Below are 18,513 nucleotides of genomic sequence, written 5' to 3'. Positions count from 1 at the left end.
TTATGAAAAAGGACACCAGCTATTAACTGATGCCCTAGTTATTTATTACGCTCCTACATCAGATGAAGCACTTGTTAACTTAACGAAAGCATCATCAACTAAAACGCGTGTATCTGCGACCGCCATTGCTCGATAGTCAATCAAGCCTGAACGGAATGAAGACTCACGAGAAGATTCAAGCATGATGCCTTGCGGTAAGTTGTAACCGATATAGTTAAAGTCTCCTAATAGAATTGTGCCGTCTTCGATATTGTCGTCAATAATGACTGGCTTACCGAAGATATATCCTACATTCTCACGTTGCGCATCTTGTACAAAGATAGGACGTTTATTACCATCTTGAACGCCATACACTGTGTTATATAACGTTGCATTGCTCATAGCGAATTTTGCATTTTGTGCATAGCCTCGCTTTAACATTCCTAACGCTTTTGTGAAGTCAGTATATTTGCCTGTAAGCTCTAAGCTGTTTTCATCATTCCATGTAATACCAGTTAAGATACCTTGACCTTGATTGTTACCCGTACCATTAATCAATGCGTATTCGATCGCTTCTACAACGCAGTTAGTCAATTCTTCAACAAGATATGATTCAAATGCTGAGATGCTCATCGTTTTAGCTTTCACTGAGATACTAAAGATTTTAATAATCTCATTCGCCTCAAAAGATACCGCTGTTGTAACTACTTTGTCTGCTTCTACTTTAGCACCCTCAGTATGCCATTCAGCGCGTTCTTGTGGTGTGCTAATTGGGATACGGATTTTTGTAGGCATATTGAATGAACGTACATTTGCAAGTAAGCCACCTTGTGTACGCGCACGACGAATGACTTCGTTTAATGTTTGCTCTGGGATGACTGCTGATGCATTTGAAGATGAAGTAAATTCATCTGCGCGGTGTTCTGATTTTTGAATATCCATTGCATGATTGAATGAACGTTGTTCCACATCTGATAATTCTTGTCCTAACATTTTCTTGAAGAATGCTGATCGGTATTCTTCTGTACCGAATACATTATTATTTTGAACTTCATTATTTTGTTTAAATTGTTGTCCTGTAATAGGGTTATATGAACGATTTTCCACTTGTTCTTGCTCCTTTTCTTTAATATTTTCTTTAGCTTGATTTAAGCCTTCAATTTCAATATTTAACTTTGTCACGTCTGCTTCTGGGTCATTTTCGATTGTGCCTCTAATTTCACCAGCGCGTGTTTCAATATCTTCAAGAGATGCATTGCGATAATGATTAAATGCTTCTTGTACTGTATTAAACATTTTATTTAATCTCCTTTGATTGTAATTTATTTAAACCGATTAAGGCTTGTTGTCTTGCTTGATATTTAAGTTCTGCTTCTTGAATTTGTTGTCGTGCCTCTACACTCGCCTCAGCATATGCGGGATAATTCACAACACTAAACTCAAGGACTTTGTCTATTTTGGTAATAGTTCGTGTGCGTGTATTCACATCATATTGACTACCGTCTGATACTGTGAAGCCGAAACTCATACCTGAGAGGTCGCCCCGTTTTACTGCCGTATAAACAGAGCGGGCTTCTTCCGTATCTGGTAAGGTAGCACGGAAATGCATACCTACATCATCAGTCCATATATCCATTGTCTTAGGTGACTTTGCTAATGGAATGCGATTCATATCATGTGACACTAATAAGCGTGTATCGTTGAGCTTCAATCCATCTAACGCATTACGTTTAATGATTTCGGTATATGAACCTGTCGGCGTATTAATTTGAGTAGGTTTATTAAAAACAATTGCTGTTCCCTCGAGTACCATTTCGGTACTTTGGGAATCTGTTTGTATTTCTGCACTTCTAATTTCCTTCATCTGCTTTAACCTCCTTATCTGCCATTTGATAATTCTTTGCTAGTGTTTTTTCAATGTAGTTTAGACTTTGAATTCTCTCGTCTCCATCTTCAACATGAGGCAAATTCATTAAGTCACGGGCTTCATTTATGGTTAGTAAACCGAGTGGCAACAATTCTTTGATAATGGTTGATTTCGATTGATTACTTGCATACTGTAATTTTGAAGATTCAAAAATGATGCGATTACTAAATGATTGTTCACGTTCTGTAAAAATCTTTTCAGTCAGTTCTGATGACAATTGAATAGCGAAAGGTTCAATCACAGACTCGAAAAATGCTTGCCATGTGTTCTCATCGTAACTACCTGTCACAATAGCTTCATTGATTCCTAAATACTCATATATCTTTTGTTTAATCACTTTTATTTGGTTCGTATCCACCTGAACATCTGATATATTCAGTTGCTGATAATCCATTGACGTGTCTAACGGAACAACACCACCGTTATTTGCCATTGACAGATAGTTATTCGTAAATTCTTCTTTTGCTTCTTTTAACTTACTAGGACTCAATGCCTGATTATATTTCAGAATACCTCTAATTTGAGCCGAGTTCTTAATTGCCTCAGTCATGCCCTCATTTTGTGTATACGCAAGTTGTAATGTATTCATGATCGCGTCGTTGTTATCACCTAGCAATTCATTAGAATTAAAGTGACGACGCAACACGGCTATTTCTGACAAATGAAAATGGATAACCTCACCATCGTTGAATAAAAATTTAAGGTACATTTCACCTACATCATCAACCACATATTCAACACTGCTCGGTGTTAACGGGTATAAATTTCTCAAGTTACCTTTATTGTCCTTTTGCACAAGAATAAATGCGTTATTGAATAAGTAGTATTGTGTCGCTACTTTATACAAAAAGTCATAACCACTCATATATGGATTAGGTCTATTTTGTAAGATTCTGTTGATTTTATAGTTATTAAAATCTTTCGTATTGTTTACATGCTTACCTGATAACTTCGCAATATGTCTTGCGATTGTATCAACTGCACTACGATATATGTCGTTTGAATATGCGTCACCTGAAAATTGAGATAATGACTTAAAGCCACCCGTAAGCATTTCAAATTGTTGTGCAGTGTTGCGCTCAATTGTTTCAAGTCCTAGCATCTTGTTTAACCACTTCGGCACTTTCTCACCTACTTTATAGAATGTTTGTTCCCTTTTAGTACATACGTTCGGTTTATTTGCTTAAATTATACCACACTAGGGTATGTAAGTCTAGTTGTGGCAAGGGTTTGAGGTTATACAGCTGTAAACGCTACGGGCAACCAGTGATCTGTTTTTATATTTTTACTTTTAACAATCGGAAGATTTAAAGACTTACCATCAATAAGATAGTACATAGGTGGGCAAATATTCATTTCAATTAATCCATCATGTTTTAGCTCTGCTACTATGTCAAAAGCCTCTTCATTCCAACCAAGCCAAAACACCACATTTTCATGATTACCACTTGTATATGCGCCATCTCCTTTATAGTCAAAGCCATTTTCTTCAAATATCCGTTCAATTTCCACAAACGATGTTTCTTTATGATTTTTGATATAATTTAATATTTCTTTTTTTAGTTTATGCTTGTTCATAATTTCCTCCAATTATTTAAAAGTTACTGAAATTCGTACAAAAGTTACTGAAATTTTTATTTTCGGTAACCTCATAAAACACAGTAAGAGCGGGGGATTATGCTACTTAAGTTACCGAGTTACCGAAATTTTAGAACTTAGTATTTATTTTTTATATAGTCACATATACAAACCTAATTTTTTTTGCAATAAGTTGAATATTTCTAGTAACTCAGTAACTTTTTGTTATCAAACGTTGTCATGACGCCCTCCATTGTGGTTACTGAAATTTTTATTTTCGGTAACTTTCGGTAACTTCGGTAACTTCGGTAACCACTAAACAGCTTTAATATTATTGTTTTCATATAAAGCATATGTTTTATTTTTTTCAGGGAAGTCTATACCATTATTCATAAGATCTAAGTCACCAGTGGACTCAATTAATCTATCCCACGTTACTTTTCCTTTACCGTCAGTTTTCCAATCATCACTGAGGTAACTCTTAAATTGCTTATGAAATTTCCTTTCTGAAATCGGAAAATATCCATTGTTTTTACAAAACTCTTTATAGAAGCCGTAAACAATGTATTTTGGTATTTTTCTTAACAACCACTCATCAAATACATTGATTTTAAATTCGTAAACTGGATCATTATCCTGTTTATAAAGGTCTAACATTTTGTGCGATGCGTCAGGGACATCAAAAGTATCAAAATCCATATTGATTGCTCTGTAAAGCACATACTCTAATACTTTTTGATTTTTAACATACTGCTCTTTTATATTGAAATTCTCAGATTGCCCATTGAAATTTGCATTAAACGGAACTATCAACAATCTTCTTAACGTTCCTGAAGTCTTATCTTTAAAGCTAGGCATGCCATTTGTTGATTGAATCACCGTGCATTTGAATGTGGCTCTATATAAAGGCTGATTCTTAAATTCAACAAGAACTGGATCACCAGTAACTACACTTTTGAAATTTGAAGAATCATCTATATAAACACCTACTGGCACATCATCACCAATTACAGCGGTTTTTCCTTCTAACACACTTAATTTAAATCTTTCATCAAATTCGTTCACTTTTAGGCTTGCAATATTTTCTTCACCTATAATCTGTGTTATTAATTCTTGAAATGTCCCTTTACCATTGTTGCCATCACCAACTAAAAATATGGCTTTTTTGCGAGTATAATTACCATTTAAAGAATCATTAATAACTTGCCAAAGCAACTTATCAATACCATGATCATTACAAGCTATTTCATTAATCCAATTGTCGACACTCCAACCCTCTATTACAGGCACCCCACTTTGTGTTTTATAAGCTGTATTAATTTTAGTGGTAAACACATATTCAGGTGTAAAAGGTTCTAGTTGTTTTGTTTTACGATTAAACACACCATTTTTAACAGGTATTAAATCGGGCGAATTCGTTTTACTTTTTATATCGACTCTATTCTTTAAGTGATAGATGACTTCGTCAGCTTTGTTGCTGTTAAGTTTAGGTTCTAACCACGAAATAACTCGTTTAATATAAGAAACATTTTGTGTGTAAATGCCTTCTTCAGCTCTATACATGGCTAATTTTGTATTTTCTTCAAGGTCAAATAAAATAAATTTCAAGTTTTCTTTCAAAAGATGAGCGCATCTATTAGGGCTTATAACTGTTGGTTTTCTGCCTTTCTCACCCTCTTCTATCCAAAGTTTTTCCATATATGAACGTTCATCATCCCCAACTTTACTTAACATTTTTCTTACACTTTCTTTGTCACTTAATATTACTTCAAAATCATTTATACCTTTTTGATATACTTCTTTTTGATTTGCAATAGCCTTTTCAAGCTCTAATTCTCCCCATGTGCTATTGCCACGCTTACTATTCCATTTATCGGTTAAATTGTTATAAGTTAAGAATATACGTTCCATTTGAGCTTTGTTTTTTCCTGTATAGAATGCTAAATAATGTAATAAGCTTTGTACGGCTTCACTAGGACTTGCAAAATATTGTTCGTAATCTCCTTGTAGTAAGTCACTAATTTTATCCTTTTGCTTGGATTTAAGCATGATATTTATAACTTCCTCATCAGAAAGTTGACTTTCACTATTATGGTTATTTGTCGTAGTTGCTTCAAAAGAGGCTTCTTCTTTAAAATACTGTTCAACTAAATTATTCAATATGGTTTGATCTTCGCTTATTTCGCTTTGTCCAATTGATTCGCCCGTAACCGTCATAAATCTAGCCGTATCATATAATTCAATATCTAAATCAGTACGTTTCTTCTTACGATTGCTTGGTAGCTTGCCTTTAAAGAAACAGTGTACACCTGTTCCACTCGGTGATTTTTCACAGTACGTCATTTTATTTAGTGTTTTAACCAAATCTGAATGTATTTCACCGTTGTCGCTAACAGCGTTATCTATATCTAAGCAAATGTATTCATTGTCACCACTTAAAACAAAACCAATACCACTGTATTTTTCATTCATCTCGTATTCTATATAAGCCGTATTAAAGTCAGTCCATGTATTCTTATTATTAGAACTTGCTCTATAACCTTTATCATTATAAGGAACCTTGCTATAATTCTGTTGTTTTTCATTCCATTTAGCACACCAAAGCACCCAATTAGGAATTTCTTTTAATTCTTTTGGAATATTATCTTCATTAACTCTTAATATATTATCTTTTACTTTTAGTGCCACAAAATACCTCCCAACCAATTACAATCAGAGCGAAAAATGCTATAATGTTAGTAGAGTGTTTCTTAATCGCTCTGATTATTTTTTATATTTTTTTCTGCTATGCGTTATCAGTTCTGTCGCCAAACTTCGCTGATGACGCTTTTTCTATTTCTTTAAACTCTTGAATTTGCTTGTCGAGTCGCTCAATATATATATGCATTAAGTCGCATAACTGCGCAATTTGAATACGGTGTTCATGATATTTATAGCCATGTATTTTCACTTCGTTCATACTCAACACGTGACTAGGTTCATGTATAAAATATTCATTTTCAAACCACTCAAAAGAAGTAACTGCATCATTGATTTTCTCTTTAACTATTTCAATTTCACTAAATAGATTTCTAATTTCCCAATTCATTATTCGTTCTCTCCTTTGTCATTTAGTAATACATAGAGTTCGTCCAAGTGTATTGTTGTGTTTTTCTCTTCAATTTCCAGATCGTCCCTAATCATCATTTGGAAATTCTCAAATGCTTCGATAACATTCTCATCTGATAATTGCGTTACAATATATGTTGCTAATGCGTTGATCATTTCATTATGTGCCACAGCACGACCAAGTGCATATTTTGTATCACCATATTTAAGCGCAACTTGTTTCATTTCCTTTATATTTTCTGAAATATCCATTTTAAATTTCCTCCACAATTTCAAAGTTATTTTCAATTTGCTGTACAGCCCACTGAATAATTGATTCTAAATGTTTCTCGCGGCTCACAGTTTCATACCATTCATTTTCGCCATCTTTAATCTTATGTTTGTACTCGGTTGCTACATCATCACTTACTGCAATCAATGTATTATAAATATCATCAAGCACCTGTATTTGTTGTTGGTTCATTTTAACTACCTACCTTTTTCTTATTTTTGATTTCTGTAATTCTTGATAGATCCATTTCTAACACTGCAATTTGAACATCATTATTGATTTCAGGAAAATACTGTTCAAATACTTGTGGCGATACATTCAAAAGCAAATTGTGTTTAGTGTCTTTGATGTTGTACCAACCGACAATTGTCTTTGTAATAATTACTTGTTGTTTCATCGTTATCCCTCCTTATTGTGTAATTGGAAATTCAGTTGAGAATAGTTGTTCAATTGGAATGCCATACATTTCGCTGAGTGTGCGTGCCTCCGGAAGTGTGAAATATGCTTTCCCAATTTCTTTTAACGAATAACGCTGTGGTGATAAACTTAATTTTCTAGCCACATAGTTTTGCGTGTGTCCGTGTTCCTTTCGTGTGATGTATAAAACTGGGTAATGAATTTTTGTCATGTTTATTCCTCCTTTTTTAAATAAATTTCTACATTTAGCGGGAAAATTTTTTCTATTGAAACATTTAAAGCCTTCGCAATTTTATAAGCACTAATCATTGATGGTGTTGACTTATTATTTTCAAACAATGAAATTGCCGATGTACTTAAACCTGTAATTCTAGCTAATTCTTTTTGTTTGAGATTTTTGTTAATTCTCAACTCTTTCATATTATTCATATTCACCCCTCCTTTTTAACCACAGCTAAATTTGCTATAGTTAAATTTAACCACAGCTAAAAAGAATTGTCAAACAAAAATTTACCACAGTTAAATTTAATGGTATTATTAAAGTACGAGAAAGAGGTGTAATAATGAATGTAGGGAAAAATATAAAAAAAATAAGAAAAGAAAAAAATATAACTTTAGAACAATTGAGTAAGAAAACCGGTTTTTCTGCCGGCTACATTTCGCAAATTGAAAATGGAAAAAGAGAAAAACCTTCACGTGAATTTTTGAAAAGTATCACTTATGGCCTTGATGTTTCCGAAACTTATTTAATTACAGGGAAAAAAACAATGGCTGATTTATCTGAGGATGAACTCAAAAAAAGTTGGGAAGAATCACAGAATAGTTTTAAAGAATCTAGGAAAAACTTCAGAACACGAATCGATAACGATTTAAAAGAAATTCTCACAATGGAATTAGGATATACAGAAGAATTATTTTTATCAGTAGCGTTAAAATTTCTAAAAAACTCCACAGTAAACGATCTCACCATGATAACTGCAATTTTAAAACAATATAATGATTATAATAATATTTATTACATCACAGAGGATAAAGAAGCGTTGCTTCAAGATATTGAAAATATAAAGGAACAAATTGAAATAATTTTTCAAACCCGTTATGGTATTGCTAGATATGATGAATCCGAAAAGAGTGATTAAAATTGCAACATGATTTAAGACTATCCCACAACATTTATAAAGATGATAAACGTGGTACATATTACTTCCGCATCACATACTATGACAAGACGAATAAACGCCAGTATATTACACGTAAAGGCTTCAAACAACGTAAAGAAGCTGTGAAAAAGTGTAATGAAATCATGGACGAATTGGAGGGTGCTGGTCAACTTAACCGCTTGCCGTTTGATGTGCTTGTTGAAGAATACACAGAATGGTATTCTGCACGCCGTAAAACTTCAAGTATCAAAGCATTAAAGACACATACAAATAATCACCTTGTACCTTATTTCGGTTCAATGGACGTATTTAAGATGACAACACATGATATTATGAAGTTTCAAAATAAGAAGATGAAAGAAAAATTCTCAGGAGATTATTTAAAAAGCATGCACATTTATCTTGTTGCTATTTTAAATCATGCTATGAAGTTTCATGATCTAAAGCAAAATGTGGCCTCATTAGTTGGTAACTTTGAAATTGAGAATTCTAAACGATTAAATTACTGGACGTTAGAAGAATACCAAAAGTTTTACGCTATCTTACCGAACATTGAACAACAAACCTTTTTTAAATTATTGTTTTATAGCGGTATGCGTAAAGGAGAAATTCGAGCATTGACATGGAAAAATGTTAATTTTGAGGAAAACTATATTCACGTTGACAAAGCCGACTATCATGGAGAGGTAACCACACCTAAAACGAAAGCAAGTATTCGTGACATTTATATGCCTCAACACATGATGGACACATTACGTGATTTTCAAGAGTGGTATAAAGAAAATAAAATGTACAAAGATAATTATGTATTGTTTGGTAATTTCTTCAAAGCGTATAGTGAATCACTTATTGACCGCTGGTATAACAAGGCTTTTAAAACACTAGACGATTCCCTTGAAGATGATGAAAAAATACCACGTATTGTATTACATGAATGGCGTCATAGTCATGCTTCTTTACTTGTAAATGCAGGCGCTAGTGTGATGATTATCGCGCAACGTTTAGGACATAGTGACACAACAGAAGTATATAATAGATATGGCCACTTATATCCAAGCACACAAAAAGAGATAATAAAATATTTATAACCACTATCCTAAATTAAGGAAGTGGTTTTTTACGCTGTGCATTATCTGTGCACTATTTGTGCACCCAAAAATAAAAAGCCCATAACCACAAGGGTTATAGGCTACACAGTGGAGACGGCGGGATTCGAACCCGCGTCCAAAGGTCCTGATACAAATGTTTCTACGTGTGTAGTCTATCTATCACATTCACATCATGCAAGGCGATAGACAGCCAACATGATGCTAGTTTGATTCATCTCTTCTCGTCAGACTTCAAACGGCAGTAACGAGCGTATCCTACTAAAGTTGAATCACGTTAACAGCACATAGGCGATGCTGTTAGGTGATGCAGAGTGCGTTAGGCAGCTACTGCTAAGTTATTGTTAGTTTTGCCAGTTATTATAAACTGATGTGTTGATGACGGAGCCAACCCTCCGACACGCTTCACAAGCTCTGGGGACCCCTGTCGAATCCAAAAACGCCCCCGTGATTCAATGTGCTTTCTTCACATGAAAGCACATTATATCATATCAAATTTTTACAATCTTAGCAAACCATTAATAATTTTGTTTCATCGCACGATCTATATCACGTTTGACGGCTTTTTCTTTTAAAGCATGGCGCTTATCATAATTTTTCTTACCTCGTGCGATGCCCAATAATACTTTGCAGTTCCCGTGTTTCAAATACAATTTGAGAGGGACGATAGAATAGCCCATTTCACGTGTACGTTCGCCTATTTTGACTATTTCCCGTTTATGCAACAAGAGCTTTCGAACTCGGCGTGGATCATGGTTAAATCGGTTACCCTCTTCGTAAGGTGCAATATGCATTTGATGCAAAAACATCTCGCCTCGTTTAACTTGCGCATAGCTGTCTTTCAAGTTGGCACTCCCACGTCGAATCGATTTGATTTCAGTCCCTTGTAATACAATACCCGCCTCAATCGTATCTTCAATATGATAATCGTGGCGCGCTTTACGATTTTCTGCTAACGTCCCTTTTCCTGACTTTTTCGGCATGGCTTCACCTCAACTTATTTTTTCTTCTTGCGTGCCTTTTTCTTTACTTTTTTATTTTTATAAAACGGTTGATGTTCCGTGCGACCTGATTTTTCACGGCGTCTCGCATGTTTTCCTTTGCGTTGCTTACGTTTATTTTTCTTATCTTTCTTCTCAAAAGCTTGACCTTTTGTTTTCGCTTGAATCGTATGACCCCGTGCTACTTTTTCACGGTACGTCCTCATTTCAATCGGCATGCCTATGATTTGGAAATCAATTTGTCGCTCCTCTACATCGACATGAACGACCTTGACTTTGACCTCATCACCGATACGAAATACTTTTGCTTTTCGTTCACCGATCAAAGCCATTTGACGTTCATCAAAATGATAGTAGTCATCGGTCATATTTTGAACGTTCACCATTCCTTCAATCGTATTCGGTAACTCTATAAACATCCCGAAATTTGCGACTGAACTAATAATCCCTTCAAATTCATCGCCAATATGTTGAATCATAAACTCTGCTTTTTTCAACTCATCTGTATCCCGTTCAGCATCAATCGCACGTCGCTCACGATTTGACGTATGCTCTGCAATCTGTGGAAGCTTTTCTTCCCATTCACGCATCGCACGCGCATCCATTGATTTTTCAATTAAATATTTACGCACTAAACGATGAACGATTAAATCTGGATAACGACGAATAGGTGAGGTGAAGTGTGTATAATATTCTGCCGCTAAACCAAAGTGTCCCGTATTTTCAGCATCATAACGTGCTTGTTGCATCGATCGTAACATCATCGTTGAAATGACGCGATCTTCCGGTCGACCTGCAATTGCTTCGTTAATATTTTGTAATGTACTTGGATGAATGTCTTCTCCAGTCCCTTTTACCATAATGCCAAAATTTGTAATAAAATCAAAAAATTGCCGTAAACGCTCTGACTTCGGTTGTTCATGAATGCGATAAATGAATGGCACTTGCTTTTCACTAAAATGTGCTGCCACTGTCTCATTTGCGATTAACATAAACGATTCAATCAAGCGTTCTCCATCACCACGTTCACGTGTGACCACATCTTTTGGAATCCCTTCCTCGTTCACGATGACTTTCGCTTCTTTGATATCAAAATCGATTTCTCCACGCTTTTGACGCATGGCGATTAACTGTTTTGATAATGTTTGCGCTAATTCTAACATCGGGACGAGCTCGGCATATTGTGCACTCGTTTCAGGATCTTTATCAGTAATGATACGGTTGACCGCTTCATATGTCATACGTGCATCAGAATGAATGATACTTTCGAAAATCTCGTGTCGGACAACTGTCCCTTGACGATCAATTTCCATGCGACAACTCATCGCTAAACGGTCGACGTGAGGATTTAATGAACAAATCCCATTACTCAGACGGTGTGGAATCATTGGAATGACACGATCGACCAGATAAACACTGGTTGCTCGATCATAAGCTTCTTGATCCAATGCAGAGCCTTCTGTGACATAATGACTCACATCGGCAATGCTTACAGTGAGTAAGGTGTTGCCGTTTTCTAACTTCTCAACTGCAATGGCATCATCCAAATCTTTTGCATCTGCACCATCAATTGTTATCGTTAATTCTCCTCTTAAATCACGGCGTCCTTGACGTTCTTCAGGGCGAATCGTTTCAGGAATGGCCTCCGCTTCTTTTAACACGTCTTCAGGAAACGTCATTTCAATCCCGTGTTGATAAATAATAGATAAAATATCAACCCCAGGATCATTTTTATGACCTAAAATTGCTGAAATCTGGCCTTCCGGATTGTTTGTACCATCTGAGTAATTTGTAATTTGAACGAGTACTTTATGGCCTTCAACTGCTCCTAGATCTTGACCTTTAGGAATAAAAATGTCTTGCATAATCCGTTTATCATCGGGAACCACAAATCCAAAGTGACGTGCTTCCGAAAACGTGCCGACAACTTGTTTCACAGAATGAGACTCAATCGCTTTGACTTCACCTTCGAATTTTCCTTTTCGAAAATCACCGCGAGACTTTTTCACTTCGACTAAGACAATATCACCATCCATCGCGCGATTCACTTTTGTTGGAGGGATAAAAATGTCTTCCATCTCTTCATTTTCTGGTCGTAAAAATGCGAAACCTTTTTTATTCTGGCTTAATGTCCCTCTAATTAAACCTTCTTTCAACTGATTCTCCTGCTTCTTTTGATAACGATCTTGTTTCGTGCGCGTGACCATTCCAGTCTGTTCTAATTCTACTAAAATTTTGATGAGGTCACGAAACGAATCTGCACTGTTTAATCCTAATGCATCTTGGAAATCAGAAACAGACATCGGTTCATAATTTTCGCTTTTAATGATGGTTTTAATCTCTTCTTTTAAATTCATTTTGCGCCTCCTTTCTCTTCATAAATTGTTCATCTATTCTATCCATACCGTTATATTACTCAGACCAATCTAACGTCTCTAAAAACTGATAAACATCTTCAAATACAGCATCTTTTTCCTTACCAATCGTAATCACATGACCCGAATTTTTATACCATGAAATCCGTTTATCATCGGACATCGCTTCATCGTATATGATGTTTGCTGAATCTGGGTTAATCATTTCATCATGTTCAGCTTGGATGATTAATAGCGGATCAATGACTTCATCTACTGAATCACGCACACCTTGTAGCATGACTTGTAATTCTTTTAATGTTTCAGTAGGATGAAAAGCAGCCATTTCTCGCTCGATTGTTTCTTCATCTTTACCTTCATATTTTTTAAATTGACGTGCATACGCTAACACACCTTTATACATCGATCCCTCTGTTTTAATATACATCGGTGCACACATCGTTGCGATCCCTTTCAAGCTCCGATTTAAGCTCAGTTTTAATGCAAAAACACCACCTAGCGACAATCCAGCTACCGCAATTTCATCATAACCTTTGTCAACCAAAAAATCATATCCATCTAACACGTCTTTATACCAAACGTGTGGACTTGATTTTAAAATCTCTTCCGGCGGTGCAGCATGACCTTCATAATGAGGGGCATAAGAAGTATACCCTTTTCTCTGTAAAAAACGGCCGAGTTGTCGGACATCTGAACTGTTGCCCGTAAAGCCGTGTAATAGTAATACTGCACGTTTTCCTTCCTCAAAAAAGAAAGGTTTTGGTAATTGTATTTTCATCTCTGACATCTCGTCCTTTCAATTGCTCGTCTCCTTTATTTTATCGGTTTGAACCGATGCACACAAACAAAAAAGTCCGACTGTTCAACGGCCGGACTTTACATATTGAAATAACTGATACCTAACATTAATACAAAGAAAATAATCGAAAGTACAATTGTCAATCTATGCAAAAATAAATCTACACCACGTTGTTTTTGTTTACCAAATAATTGTTCCGCACCACCACTAATGGCTCCGGATAATCCATTACTTTTACCTTCTTGTAATAAAACAACTGTGATGAGCGCGATACAGTCAATAATGAGTAATACGATAAAAAAACTATGCATCAGACTGTCCTCCATTCATCATATACGAAAGCTATTTTATCACATATTGAAAAGATTCACAACACGCATTAACGATTGAACGTGGACTTGCGTTTCACACTCATCGTAATCATCATCACAACGAGCACCAATGAACCGATGAATACGACCCCATAAGGTACTAAACCAAAGAAGCCCTTCACATGATAAATCGCTGAATAAAGGACAGGGGGATTTAACAATGCATTGAATAGTTGTGATATGAAGACTGCTAGCATAAACCACCACAAATAAGGATGTTGATTTTTAAGTGCAACGACCCCTGCGGCATACGCTAAAATGTAGAGGATACCAATATAGCGTAAACTATTATTGATGGCATTAATACTGTTTTCAGTCGCTTTATTCCCTGAATGTTCAAGCATATATGCCACGACTTGACCATCGACAACCATCACTTGATGAATGACCAAACAAACAGCAAATAAAAACGATAAATAGGCAAGTAACTTCCCAGTATGTCGGGCGCGTAATTCCTTATCTTGTATTTGTGACATTGCTTTTCTCCTTCTCAATCATTTGAATCTATTATAACAGTTAAAAATGAGGAAAGAAAATGCGGTTTCTTTCTGACATCAACTTAGCGGCGAGGTGCATCACGTCGCTTATATTTCGCGCTCATGCACCTTTCCCACACGTCTTATATCCATCTTAGCGCTTTTATTAAAGAAGGTGCGCATCATCATGACACGCACCTCTCTTCTAGCGAACGATTTAAACGTCTATTTTAAGTTATAGAATGATTTTAATCCTTCATATTTTGCTGTTTCGTAAAGTTCATCTTCAATACGTAACAATTGGTTGTATTTCGCAATACGGTCTGTACGTGATAATGAACCTGTTTTAATTTGACCTGCATTCGTTGCAACTGCAATATCTGCAATTGTTGTATCTTCTGTTTCACCTGAACGGTGCGATACAACTGCTGTATAGCCCGCTTTTTGTGCCATTTCAATCGCTTCAAATGTTTCAGTTAATGTACCAATTTGGTTAACTTTGATTAAAATCGAATTACCGATGCTTTGTTCGATGCCTTTACTTAATATTTCAGTGTTCGTTACGAATAAGTCGTCACCCACTAATTGAACACGGTCACCGATACGCTCTGTTAATAATTTCCAACCTTCCCAATCGTTTTCGTCCATACCGTCTTCGATTGTCAAGATAGGATACTTATCTACAAGTTGTTCTAAGTAGTCGACTTGTTCTTTAGCAGAAAGCTTAGCCCCTTTTTCACCTTCGAATTTCGTATAATCGTATACGCCATTTTCATAGAATTCAGATGATGCACAGTCAAAACCTAAGAATACGTCTTTCCCTGGTTCTAACCCGGCTGCTATAATCGCTTCAAGAATTGTTTCAACACCATCTTCAGTGCCTTCGAATTTCGGTGCAAATCCACCTTCATCCCCAACTGCTGTGACTAAACCGCGTGATTTTAAGATTTTAGCCAATGCATGGAATACTTCCGCACCCCAACGCAATGCTTCTTTAAATGACTCTGCCCCTACAGGTAAAATCATAAATTCTTGGAATGCAATCGGTGCGTCGGAATGCGAGCCTCCATTGACGATGTTCATCATTGGTGTCGGTAATACTGTCGCATTGAAACCACCTAAATATTTGTATAACGGTTGACCTAAGAAGTCTGAAGCTGCACGTGCGACTGCAATAGATACACCTAAAATTGCATTTGCACCTAACTTACTTTTGTTTGCAGTACCGTCTAATTGAATCATCATTTTATCGATTGAAACTTGTTCTAATACTGAGAACTCGCCTTCGATTAATTCTGGTGCGATGATTTCGTTTACATTTTCAACGGCTTTTTCTACACCTTTACCTAAATAGCGGTCCGCATCGCCATCACGTAATTCAACAGCTTCATGTTCTCCTGTTGAAGCGCCTGATGGGACTAATGCGCGTCCAAACGCACCACTTTCTGTTAAAACTTCTACCTCGACTGTAGGATTACCGCGTGAGTCTAATACTTCGCGAGCGTATACATCAGTAATAATTGGCATAATGTTAAATCTCCTTTTTCAATCAATTTATAAATATACATTCAATTGGGTTTGAACATACTTTATTCCATTTCATTTTGACTTCTCACTATTATTATAACGATTCATTCGTGTTTCTCAAATCATTTAATGTTGGATTAAAGATTCACCCGTCATTTCTTCGGGTTGATCAATGTTTAATAAATCTAGCAAAGTAGGTGCTAAATCACCAAGACGACCTGTTTGACGTAATGTAACGCCTTCTTTCGTCACAATGACAGGAACCGGATTTGTCGTATGTGTTGTCATCGGTTGATCATCATCAGTCAACACTTCATCAGAATTACCATGGTCCGCAGTAATAATCGCATAACCATCCATGTCTAAAATTTTATCGACAACAGCACCTAAACATTCATCCACAGCTTCAATCGCTTTAATCGTCGGTTCTAACATCCCACTATGTCCTACCATGTCTGGATTTGCAAAGTTAAGGATGATAAGGTCAAGGTCTCCTTTATCCAACTCTTTCAGCAATGCATCTTTGACTTCATATGCACTCATTTCAGGCTTTAAGTCATACGTTGCCACTTTAGGGGAGTTGATTAAAATGCGTCGTTCGCCTTTGAACTCTTCATTTTGTCCACCATTCATAAAGTAAGTCACGTGTGGATACTTTTCCGTTTCAGCAATGCGTAACTGTGTCAAACCATGATCTTGTGCAACTTCACCAATTGTATTATGCAAGTCTACCTTTTCGAATACGATTTCGGCATCCACTTGATCATTGTATTTTGTAAATGTTGCATAGTATAAATCATTGACACGCTCTACTTCAAAACCATCGAATGCTTTACTTGTAAAGATTTCTGATAGTTGACCCGCACGGTCTGGTCTAAAGTTGTAGAAAATGACAGAATCGCCATCGTTGACACCATTATTTTGATTTTCAACAACAAATGGTTCTACAAATTCGTCCGTAAGATCATTGTCATAATTCGCTTGAACTCCTTCATGTGCAGATGCATATTTGACATCGCTAAATCCACGAATAGCATCATATGCTTTATGTTCACGTTCCCAACGTTTATCACGGTCCATTGCATAATAACGTCCAGATACTGAAGCGAATTGGCCGACACCTAATGCTTTAAACTTTTCTTCTGTTTCATCAATGTATTTTAATGCCGATTTTTGATCCACGTCACGACCATCTAGAAACGCATGGACGTAAACTTTTGTTAAGTTTTTACGCTGCGCTAATTCTAACAGGGCATACAGATGTTTGTAATGACTGTGCACACCGCCATCTGAAAGCAATCCAAAAATGTGTAACGCACCATTTGTCTCTAATGCATGATCAATCGCTTTGTTCAATACTTTATTTTCAAAAAAGTCCCCGTCCTCAATGGACTTGTTAATTCGTGTTAAACTTTGATAGACAATGCGCCCTGCGCCAATATTCATATGCCCCACTTCTGAGTTACCCATTTGACCTTCTGGAAGTCCCACGTCTAAACCACTTGCTTCTATTTGTGTTGTAGGAAACTTCTCATAATAACGATCGAAGTTAGGTTTATGCGCGAGTTTAACCGCATTGCCGTGTACTTCTTCGCGATTTGCAAAGCCATCGAGTATGATAAGCGCTGTAGGTTTTTTTGCCATCATTATTTTGCACCTTCTAACAATTGAACATAGTCTTCCACTTTAAGTGACGCGCCACCCACTAGGGCACCGTCAATATCCGTTTCAGCCATATATTCTTTAATATTATTAGGTTTTACACTACCACCGTATTGAATGCGTGTTGTTTGGGCTACTGCATCATCTGTTAATTCGGCCACTTTTCGACGTACTGCCGCACACATTTCATTCGCATCTTTTGCTGTTGACGACTTACCTGTCCCAATCGCCCAAATCGGTTCGTAAGCAATCACGACGTTTTTAACTTGGTCATCAGACAAGCCTTTCAATGCTTTTTCAACTTGCGCTTCAACAACTTCATTTGCTTTGCCGCTTTCGCGTTCTTCATCCGTTTCACCAACACAGATGATCGGTGTCATGTTGTGGTTAAATACGGCATGTGCTTTTTTATTGATTTCTTCGTCTGTTTCATGGAATAAGTCACGACGTTCAGAGTGACCAATAACGACGTAGCTCACACCTAAATCCGCTAATGCAGCAGGGGATGTTTCTCCCGTAAATGCACCACTATCTTCAAAATAAGTGTTTTGCGCACCGATTTTAAGACCTGGGGCTACATTTTCTTTTGTTAATGAAATCAATGCATCTAATTGAATTGTTGGTGCACAAATTACTGCTTCAATCTCATTTGTATCTGGCAACTCTGGTAAGGCTTGAACAAAGTCTTTTGCCTCTTGTACCGTTTTATTCATTTTCCAGTTACCTGCGATAATTGGTTTTCTCACTATGGAACAC

21 protein-coding genes and 1 other RNA gene are annotated in these 18,513 nt (G+C 36.4%); 2 read left to right on the top strand and 20 right to left on the bottom strand.

Annotated elements, in window-relative coordinates:
* Positions 1-45: 45 nt before the first annotated feature.
* The 11 genes from B5P37_RS08380 to B5P37_RS08330 form a co-directional block, all read right to left on the bottom strand.
* Entirely contained in the window at positions 46-1,275 is a 1,230-nt protein-coding gene (locus B5P37_RS08380; protein ID WP_085237795.1) for a phage major capsid protein, read from the bottom strand.
* A 1-nt stretch (position 1,276) separates the two neighbouring features.
* Positions 1,277-1,843, bottom strand: a complete 567-nt coding sequence (locus tag B5P37_RS08375) for an HK97 family phage prohead protease (RefSeq protein ID WP_085237794.1) — start codon at positions 1,841-1,843, stop codon at positions 1,277-1,279.
* On the bottom strand, positions 1,830-3,008 hold the full coding sequence (locus B5P37_RS08370) for a phage portal protein (RefSeq protein ID WP_085237793.1): 1,179 nt from the start codon (positions 3,006-3,008) through the stop codon (positions 1,830-1,832). Before B5P37_RS08370 ends, B5P37_RS08375 begins: the two co-directional genes overlap by 14 nt.
* Before the next feature lie 134 nt (positions 3,009-3,142).
* Positions 3,143-3,484 (bottom strand): pathogenicity island protein, encoded by a 342-nt coding sequence (locus B5P37_RS08365; RefSeq protein ID WP_085237792.1) that lies wholly within the window; start codon positions 3,482-3,484, stop codon positions 3,143-3,145.
* A gap of 315 nt (positions 3,485-3,799) precedes the next feature.
* Positions 3,800-6,172 (bottom strand): phage/plasmid primase, P4 family, encoded by a 2,373-nt coding sequence (locus B5P37_RS08360; protein ID WP_085237791.1) that lies wholly within the window; start codon positions 6,170-6,172, stop codon positions 3,800-3,802.
* A 97-nt stretch (positions 6,173-6,269) separates the two neighbouring features.
* Positions 6,270-6,572 (bottom strand): type II toxin-antitoxin system toxin TscT, encoded by a 303-nt coding sequence (gene tscT, locus B5P37_RS08355; protein WP_085237790.1) that lies wholly within the window; start codon positions 6,570-6,572, stop codon positions 6,270-6,272.
* On the bottom strand, positions 6,572-6,844 hold the full coding sequence (locus B5P37_RS08350) for a hypothetical protein (protein ID WP_085237789.1): 273 nt from the start codon (positions 6,842-6,844) through the stop codon (positions 6,572-6,574). Before B5P37_RS08350 ends, tscT begins: the two co-directional genes overlap by 1 nt.
* Before the next feature lies 1 nt (position 6,845).
* On the bottom strand, positions 6,846-7,055 hold the full coding sequence (gene tscA, locus B5P37_RS08345; RefSeq protein ID WP_085237788.1) for a type II toxin-antitoxin system antitoxin TscA: 210 nt from the start codon (positions 7,053-7,055) through the stop codon (positions 6,846-6,848).
* A gap of 1 nt (position 7,056) precedes the next feature.
* Positions 7,057-7,260: a pathogenicity island protein gene (locus B5P37_RS08340; protein ID WP_085237787.1), complete on the bottom strand. Its 204-nt coding sequence runs from the start codon at positions 7,258-7,260 to the stop codon at positions 7,057-7,059.
* Positions 7,261-7,272: 12 nt separating this feature from the next.
* Complete coding sequence (locus tag B5P37_RS08335) at positions 7,273-7,491, bottom strand: helix-turn-helix transcriptional regulator (protein WP_085237786.1); 219 nt, start codon at positions 7,489-7,491, stop codon at positions 7,273-7,275.
* 2 nt (positions 7,492-7,493) lie between these two features.
* Positions 7,494-7,709: a helix-turn-helix transcriptional regulator gene (locus B5P37_RS08330; protein WP_085237785.1), complete on the bottom strand. Its 216-nt coding sequence runs from the start codon at positions 7,707-7,709 to the stop codon at positions 7,494-7,496.
* A 134-nt stretch (positions 7,710-7,843) separates the two neighbouring features.
* On the opposite strand from B5P37_RS08330, the gene B5P37_RS08325 reads away from it, so the two are divergent.
* The gene (locus B5P37_RS08325; protein WP_085237784.1) at positions 7,844-8,419 is read left to right on the top strand and encodes a helix-turn-helix domain-containing protein; all 576 of its coding nucleotides are present in this window, start codon (positions 7,844-7,846) and stop codon (positions 8,417-8,419) included.
* A gap of 2 nt (positions 8,420-8,421) precedes the next feature.
* Positions 8,422-9,528: a tyrosine-type recombinase/integrase gene (locus B5P37_RS08320; RefSeq protein ID WP_085237783.1), complete on the top strand. Its 1,107-nt coding sequence runs from the start codon at positions 8,422-8,424 to the stop codon at positions 9,526-9,528.
* A 106-nt stretch (positions 9,529-9,634) separates the two neighbouring features.
* On the opposite strand, the gene ssrA is transcribed toward B5P37_RS08320, so the two are convergent.
* From ssrA to tpiA, 9 genes are all read right to left on the bottom strand, one after another.
* Positions 9,635-9,993: a transfer-messenger RNA gene (ssrA, locus tag B5P37_RS08315) on the bottom strand.
* Positions 9,994-10,064: 71 nt separating this feature from the next.
* The gene (gene smpB / locus B5P37_RS08310) at positions 10,065-10,529 is read right to left on the bottom strand and encodes an SsrA-binding protein SmpB (protein ID WP_085237782.1); all 465 of its coding nucleotides are present in this window, start codon (positions 10,527-10,529) and stop codon (positions 10,065-10,067) included.
* A gap of 14 nt (positions 10,530-10,543) precedes the next feature.
* Entirely contained in the window at positions 10,544-12,904 is a 2,361-nt protein-coding gene (gene rnr, locus B5P37_RS08305; protein WP_085237781.1) for a ribonuclease R, read from the bottom strand.
* 55 nt (positions 12,905-12,959) lie between these two features.
* Complete coding sequence (locus B5P37_RS08300; protein WP_085238449.1) at positions 12,960-13,700, bottom strand: alpha/beta hydrolase; 741 nt, start codon at positions 13,698-13,700, stop codon at positions 12,960-12,962.
* Between the two features lie 98 nt (positions 13,701-13,798).
* Complete coding sequence (gene secG / locus B5P37_RS08295) at positions 13,799-14,032, bottom strand: preprotein translocase subunit SecG (RefSeq protein WP_085237780.1); 234 nt, start codon at positions 14,030-14,032, stop codon at positions 13,799-13,801.
* 68 nt (positions 14,033-14,100) lie between these two features.
* Positions 14,101-14,568 carry a hypothetical protein gene (locus tag B5P37_RS08290; RefSeq protein WP_085237779.1) on the bottom strand — a complete coding sequence of 156 codons (468 nt, stop codon included), beginning with the start codon at positions 14,566-14,568 and terminating at the stop codon, positions 14,101-14,103.
* 225 nt (positions 14,569-14,793) lie between these two features.
* Entirely contained in the window at positions 14,794-16,095 is a 1,302-nt protein-coding gene (eno, locus tag B5P37_RS08285) for a surface-displayed alpha-enolase (RefSeq protein WP_085237778.1), read from the bottom strand.
* Positions 16,096-16,221: 126 nt separating this feature from the next.
* Complete coding sequence (gene gpmI / locus B5P37_RS08280) at positions 16,222-17,739, bottom strand: 2,3-bisphosphoglycerate-independent phosphoglycerate mutase (RefSeq protein WP_085238448.1); 1,518 nt, start codon at positions 17,737-17,739, stop codon at positions 16,222-16,224.
* Positions 17,740-17,741: 2 nt separating this feature from the next.
* On the bottom strand, positions 17,742-18,503 hold the full coding sequence (tpiA, locus tag B5P37_RS08275) for a triose-phosphate isomerase (protein ID WP_085237777.1): 762 nt from the start codon (positions 18,501-18,503) through the stop codon (positions 17,742-17,744).
* Positions 18,504-18,513: the final 10 nt, after the last annotated feature.

The sequence above is a fragment of the Staphylococcus lutrae genome, from assembly GCF_002101335.1.
GTDB classification, from domain to species: Bacteria; Bacillota; Bacilli; order Staphylococcales; family Staphylococcaceae; genus Staphylococcus; species Staphylococcus lutrae.
This window is presented reverse-complemented; position numbering and strand designations above follow the sequence as displayed.

Excerpts from the sequence above, each read along its gene's own strand:
- B5P37_RS08340 (WP_085237787.1), bottom strand. The coding sequence starts at position 7,260 with ATGAAACAACAAGTAATTATTACAAAGACAATTGTCGGTTGGTACAAC.
- tscT (WP_085237790.1), bottom strand. The coding sequence starts at position 6,572 with ATGAATTGGGAAATTAGAAATCTATTTAGTGAAATTGAAATAGTTAAA.
- secG (WP_085237780.1), bottom strand. The coding sequence starts at position 14,032 with ATGCATAGTTTTTTTATCGTATTACTCATTATTGACTGTATCGCGCTC.
- B5P37_RS08380 (WP_085237795.1), bottom strand. The coding sequence starts at position 1,275 with ATGTTTAATACAGTACAAGAAGCATTTAATCATTATCGCAATGCATCT.
- gpmI (WP_085238448.1), bottom strand. The coding sequence starts at position 17,739 with ATGGCAAAAAAACCTACAGCGCTTATCATACTCGATGGCTTTGCAAAT.
- B5P37_RS08375 (WP_085237794.1), bottom strand. The coding sequence starts at position 1,843 with ATGAAGGAAATTAGAAGTGCAGAAATACAAACAGATTCCCAAAGTACC.
- B5P37_RS08370 (WP_085237793.1), bottom strand. The coding sequence starts at position 3,008 with ATGCTAGGACTTGAAACAATTGAGCGCAACACTGCACAACAATTTGAA.
- tscA (WP_085237788.1), bottom strand. The coding sequence starts at position 7,055 with ATGAACCAACAACAAATACAGGTGCTTGATGATATTTATAATACATTG.
- B5P37_RS08335 (WP_085237786.1), bottom strand. The coding sequence starts at position 7,491 with ATGACAAAAATTCATTACCCAGTTTTATACATCACACGAAAGGAACAC.
- B5P37_RS08325 (WP_085237784.1), top strand. The coding sequence starts at position 7,844 with ATGAATGTAGGGAAAAATATAAAAAAAATAAGAAAAGAAAAAAATATA.
- rnr (WP_085237781.1), bottom strand. The coding sequence starts at position 12,904 with ATGAATTTAAAAGAAGAGATTAAAACCATCATTAAAAGCGAAAATTAT.
- B5P37_RS08350 (WP_085237789.1), bottom strand. The coding sequence starts at position 6,844 with ATGGATATTTCAGAAAATATAAAGGAAATGAAACAAGTTGCGCTTAAA.
- smpB (WP_085237782.1), bottom strand. The coding sequence starts at position 10,529 with ATGCCGAAAAAGTCAGGAAAAGGGACGTTAGCAGAAAATCGTAAAGCG.
- B5P37_RS08330 (WP_085237785.1), bottom strand. The coding sequence starts at position 7,709 with ATGAATAATATGAAAGAGTTGAGAATTAACAAAAATCTCAAACAAAAA.
- eno (WP_085237778.1), bottom strand. The coding sequence starts at position 16,095 with ATGCCAATTATTACTGATGTATACGCTCGCGAAGTATTAGACTCACGC.
- B5P37_RS08365 (WP_085237792.1), bottom strand. The coding sequence starts at position 3,484 with ATGAACAAGCATAAACTAAAAAAAGAAATATTAAATTATATCAAAAAT.
- B5P37_RS08300 (WP_085238449.1), bottom strand. The coding sequence starts at position 13,700 with ATGAAAATACAATTACCAAAACCTTTCTTTTTTGAGGAAGGAAAACGT.
- B5P37_RS08290 (WP_085237779.1), bottom strand. The coding sequence starts at position 14,568 with ATGTCACAAATACAAGATAAGGAATTACGCGCCCGACATACTGGGAAG.